Here is a 3,929-nt window from a genome sequence, read left to right on the forward strand (position 1 = left end):
TCTTGTTAGGCGATCGTTTCCGATAAAGATGAGCAGGGGCTTTCTCAGCCCCACATGAAGGGTGCGGCTGGCTTCTTCCCGCTTAGGCGGTGAAGCTCAGTCGCACCCTTGCTACCTTGCCAGGAGGCTGGCGTCTTGACCGACGTGATCCGCTCCGGCGGCGGTGCGGTCCTTCGTTGTTACTTGGACCGGCATTCGCGTACAGGCGTTTCCAGCCGAGAGGACATGTCCTCCAGCTCCTTCGTCAAAGCGTTCACCTTGACGGTGATCGTGTCGATTGTGGCGGTGTTCCTGTAACGCACCGCCTGAATGGCCTCCGCAGCCAGCGTCATCTGCTTGGACCCGATGCCTGCTGTCTGCTCGAACATCCCCAGCACCTCTATGCAGGAGGCCGGCGTCTTCTCGACCGTGACCGTCCTTTGCCCCGCCCCACCGATTCCTGCCCCCAGGCCCAGGAAGAGCAGTGCTCCTGCTGTCGCCCCGACCACTTGCGTTACCTTCCTCATTTTTCCTCCACACTCTCAGGGTTTTGATCCATAGTCTCCGTTGTCCCCCTTGGGGGTTCCTTGAACCGCAGGCTAACGATCAGTCCCTGAGGGACTGGAAGTTCCTTGATTCTCCAGGGTCGGCCGCACCACCGCTGGCCGTCCGGCCACCGCACCGCGGCCTCTGTACTGGACATCGAGGGGCGGCCGCCCACGGGTGGCCGTCAGGCTTGCCCTCAGCAAGCCATCGTTTTCAAGAATTCGGATGTAGGGTATGGGCGACTACGTCCGCCAAAGAGGAGACCGATGGCCACTTTGTTTCTGTACTCGGGAATCCTGTTGGCTATCTGTGCCATGGCTGTCCTCGGGCTTGGCCTCCGGCAACTCAGTCGGGAGAATAAGTCCCTCTCTCGCGGGCAGTACTCACTCTTCATCGCACTATGTCTGGCGGGCATTGCCTCGTTATTCATGTACGCGTGGCTGGATTAGAACGCGGTAGGCGCCCCAGCTGGCCATCACGCTCGCACTCAGCAACCTTCGTTTGTAAGAATCGGAATCGATAGGGTGAGCCATGACCGCTCCGCAACGACAGCAGACCGCGTTCCCCGCCCTGGCCGCCCTGGCGGCGGCCATTGCTTTGTTCCTGATACCCGCCTGGATACCGGCACTGCACACCGCGCCATGGGAGTGGATCGTGGCGGCCACTCAGGTCATCCTCACGGTGGCCATGGGGATCTATCTCGTCAGGTTCGTGCGGAAGCAGCGAGACGACTACTGGCGCGAACGAGGCAAAGACCCTAAACATCCGGAGGTCTAACTAGCTCTCCCTCGTCTTCCCATCGTTTTTAGGAATCGGGCTTTAGGGTATGGGCGACTACGCCCGCCAAAAGGGGAAACCAATGGCGATCGACGACAGCCTGTGCCATTCACATCGATCTTCGAATCAATTACGCTCGGCCAATGAAGCCCACGACCAGACTCACCGAACTGTGACGCGCTCCCCGGACCGTCGAAGCATATGCTGCTCGTCGCGGGCATAGTGATCATGCTCCCGGTGGGCGTAATATTGGCAACCCTAAGCTCCTGGCTTTTCGGCCATCCGCTAGGAGAAGTCCAAGGTGTCCCAATGTATGTCGTCATCGGCATCTCGGTTCTGTCGATGCTGGCTGCATACACGGCCATGCTGCGCCTGGCGTACAAATTCAAACCCCAAGATGAGGGGTAAGGGCAGTCACTCGTAGATCGAGCCATGCCCAGCAGCGAACGACCCCGAAGAGCGGTCATATGGCTACTGACGTTAACCGGGGCGGTCATGGTGTTTGTCATGACCGGCCTATTCTCGGCCTGGCAGCTCGCGACGGGGATCGTCTTCATCTACTTCGTTGTCGGTTGGGCAGCAGAGCGGGGCCACAAGCAAGAAGTAGGAACTCGACGCGTACCGCGAGGAGTGGCTTAACAAGCGGAAGAGCAAAGGCGCTGAACCGGAAACCTAGCCGGGCTCTCTCCCCTCGTCTTTCCATCATTATTGAGAACGACGTAAGGAATCCCCTAGCGACAACCGGAACCGTGTTGTCACTCGCCAGGCATTTTTCGACGACGATCTATTCTCGTGAAAAGAACAAGGACCACTGCAGCCACGCCAAGCATCAACCACACCATGACGGGGATGAAGCTTGGCTGAAAGTATCCTCCAACCGCTAGTCCAGCAATCAGGACCAAACCAAACAGTAGAACGCTGAGCTTCTTTTTTGTCATGCGCTGAGCCTAACGGCGCCGTCAACAGGCCGCCCGGTTCTGCTCCTGCCTTAGCCGGGCAAAGTCTCCAGCCTGCCCCGAGGCGGCAAACGAGCATAACCAGGGGAACCACATCGGCCTTCTACCGCCCCCCCACAATGGGGTGGGGAGGGACCCCTGATCGCCCCGCCGCTGTCCCCGGCGGTGACAGCGCCTCCCTGGAGCGACGGGATAGGAAGCCCGCACCCGGGGTGTATTCCAGAAACCTTAGCCAGGTACTCAAGAGAGCATCGTTTATGAGAGCGACCAGACGGCCTTGGGCAGCTGGACCGTACCTACTCATCCCCTCGCATCAAAGTCACTATTTCCGGGATGATCATCCCTGCAGCCAGCCCCATGGGAACAAACATCACCCATTCAATCTGCGGTATCAGCCTGGAGACCAGGACGCTGCAGACGAGCCCGGCGACGAACACGACCACGACCCGCAAAAGTATGCGCCGATTTTTATCCCTAGTGGCCATGCCCCGAGCCTAACGTCGCGGTCAATGGGCTGTCGCGCTGTCTTGCGCCAATCATGTTTGGCGATCGTTTACGAGAACGACCAGAGCTGCTGGCCAAACGCGCCGAAAATCCCACCCAGGACAACACGTCGAAGGAGAACATCTCATGAGTCCCACCACACCGGCCACCACCATCACTCCCACCTTGCGCCGGCGGCGTGGACTGACCGAGCTGGCGGCGGTCGCGGCCGTGGACCAGGCATGCCGCCGGCTGCGCTTGCCCACGGTCCGCGCGGTCCTAGACGAAGCCCTGACGGTCGCCGGGAAGGAACAGCTGAGCTATCAGGGCTTCCTGGCCTAGCTGCTTCTGGCCGAGTGTGATGACAGGGACCGGCGCTCCTCGATCCGCCGCGTCAAAGCCGCGAATTTTCCCCGGGACAAATGGCTTGGGGACTTCGACTTCGATGCGAACCCGAACATCAACCCCGCCACCATCCACACCCTCGCCACCGGGGACTGGATCCGCAAATGTGCACCCCTCTGTCTGATCGGAGACTCCGGCACTGGCAAATCCCACCTGCTCATCGGGCTCGGAACCGCCGCGGCCGAGAAAGGCTACCGGGTCAAATACACCCTCGCCACCCGGCTCGTGAACGAACTCGTCGAAGCCGCCGACGAGAAGGTCCTGGCCAAAACCATCGCCCGCTACGGCCGGGTCGATCTGCTTTGTATCGATGAGCTTGGCTACATGGAACTGGACCGCCGCGGCGCCGAGCTCCTCTTCCAGGTCCTCACCGAACGGGAAGAGAAAAATTCCATCGCGATCGCTTCCAATGAGTCATTTTCGGGCTGGACGAAGACCTTCACTGACCCCAGGTTGTGCGCCGCTATCGTGGACCGGCTGACCTTCAACGGCGCCATCATCGAAACCGGCACGGACTCCTACCGGCTCGCCCACACCATCGCCCAACAGGCAGCAGGCTAACCCGACCCTGTGTAAATTACCTGTCCCTGAGCGTGCAGGGGCTATCAGGACCTAAAAGGGACGACAGGGACCGTCAGAACCAATGCCAGACATCCCTCATGAGCCAAACGAGGAACATGGCGAAGAGGGCGGGTGGAATTAAGTACAACACCCAGATACCGGGCATCTGGCGCTTGGTCATCGTTGCTCCCTTCCCCTGCTGATCATTCTACGGGGGGGGGG

4 protein-coding genes and 1 pseudogene are annotated in these 3,929 nt (G+C 60.0%); 2 read left to right on the forward strand and 3 right to left on the reverse strand.

Annotation, left to right across the window (positions count from 1 at the left end):
• Positions 1 to 179 precede the first annotated feature (179 nt).
• The gene (locus BJG92_RS17995) at positions 180 to 506 is read right to left on the reverse strand and encodes a hypothetical protein (protein WP_232085341.1); all 327 of its coding nucleotides are present in this window, start codon (positions 504 to 506) and stop codon (positions 180 to 182) included.
• 550 nt (positions 507 to 1,056) lie between these two features.
• Here BJG92_RS17995 and BJG92_RS18000 point away from each other — a divergent pair.
• Positions 1,057 to 1,302 (forward strand): hypothetical protein, encoded by a 246-nt coding sequence (locus tag BJG92_RS18000; RefSeq protein ID WP_232085342.1) that lies wholly within the window; start codon positions 1,057 to 1,059, stop codon positions 1,300 to 1,302.
• A gap of 755 nt (positions 1,303 to 2,057) precedes the next feature.
• Here BJG92_RS18000 and BJG92_RS18005 read toward each other — a convergent pair.
• Together BJG92_RS18005 and BJG92_RS18010 are read right to left on the reverse strand one after the other, a co-directional pair.
• On the reverse strand, positions 2,058 to 2,240 hold the full coding sequence (locus tag BJG92_RS18005) for a hypothetical protein (RefSeq protein WP_232085343.1): 183 nt from the start codon (positions 2,238 to 2,240) through the stop codon (positions 2,058 to 2,060).
• A 314-nt stretch (positions 2,241 to 2,554) separates the two neighbouring features.
• Entirely contained in the window at positions 2,555 to 2,743 is a 189-nt protein-coding gene (locus BJG92_RS18010) for a hypothetical protein (protein ID WP_232085344.1), read from the reverse strand.
• A 145-nt stretch (positions 2,744 to 2,888) separates the two neighbouring features.
• Between BJG92_RS18010 and istB the strand changes: the two are divergent.
• Positions 2,889 to 3,707: pseudogene (gene istB, locus BJG92_RS18015) on the forward strand (IS21-like element helper ATPase IstB).
• The last annotated feature ends 222 nt before the right edge of the window (positions 3,708 to 3,929 follow it).

Origin of the sequence: Arthrobacter sp. SO5 (genome assembly GCF_020532805.1) — a bacterium.
Lineage (GTDB): Bacteria > Actinomycetota > Actinomycetes > Actinomycetales > Micrococcaceae > Arthrobacter.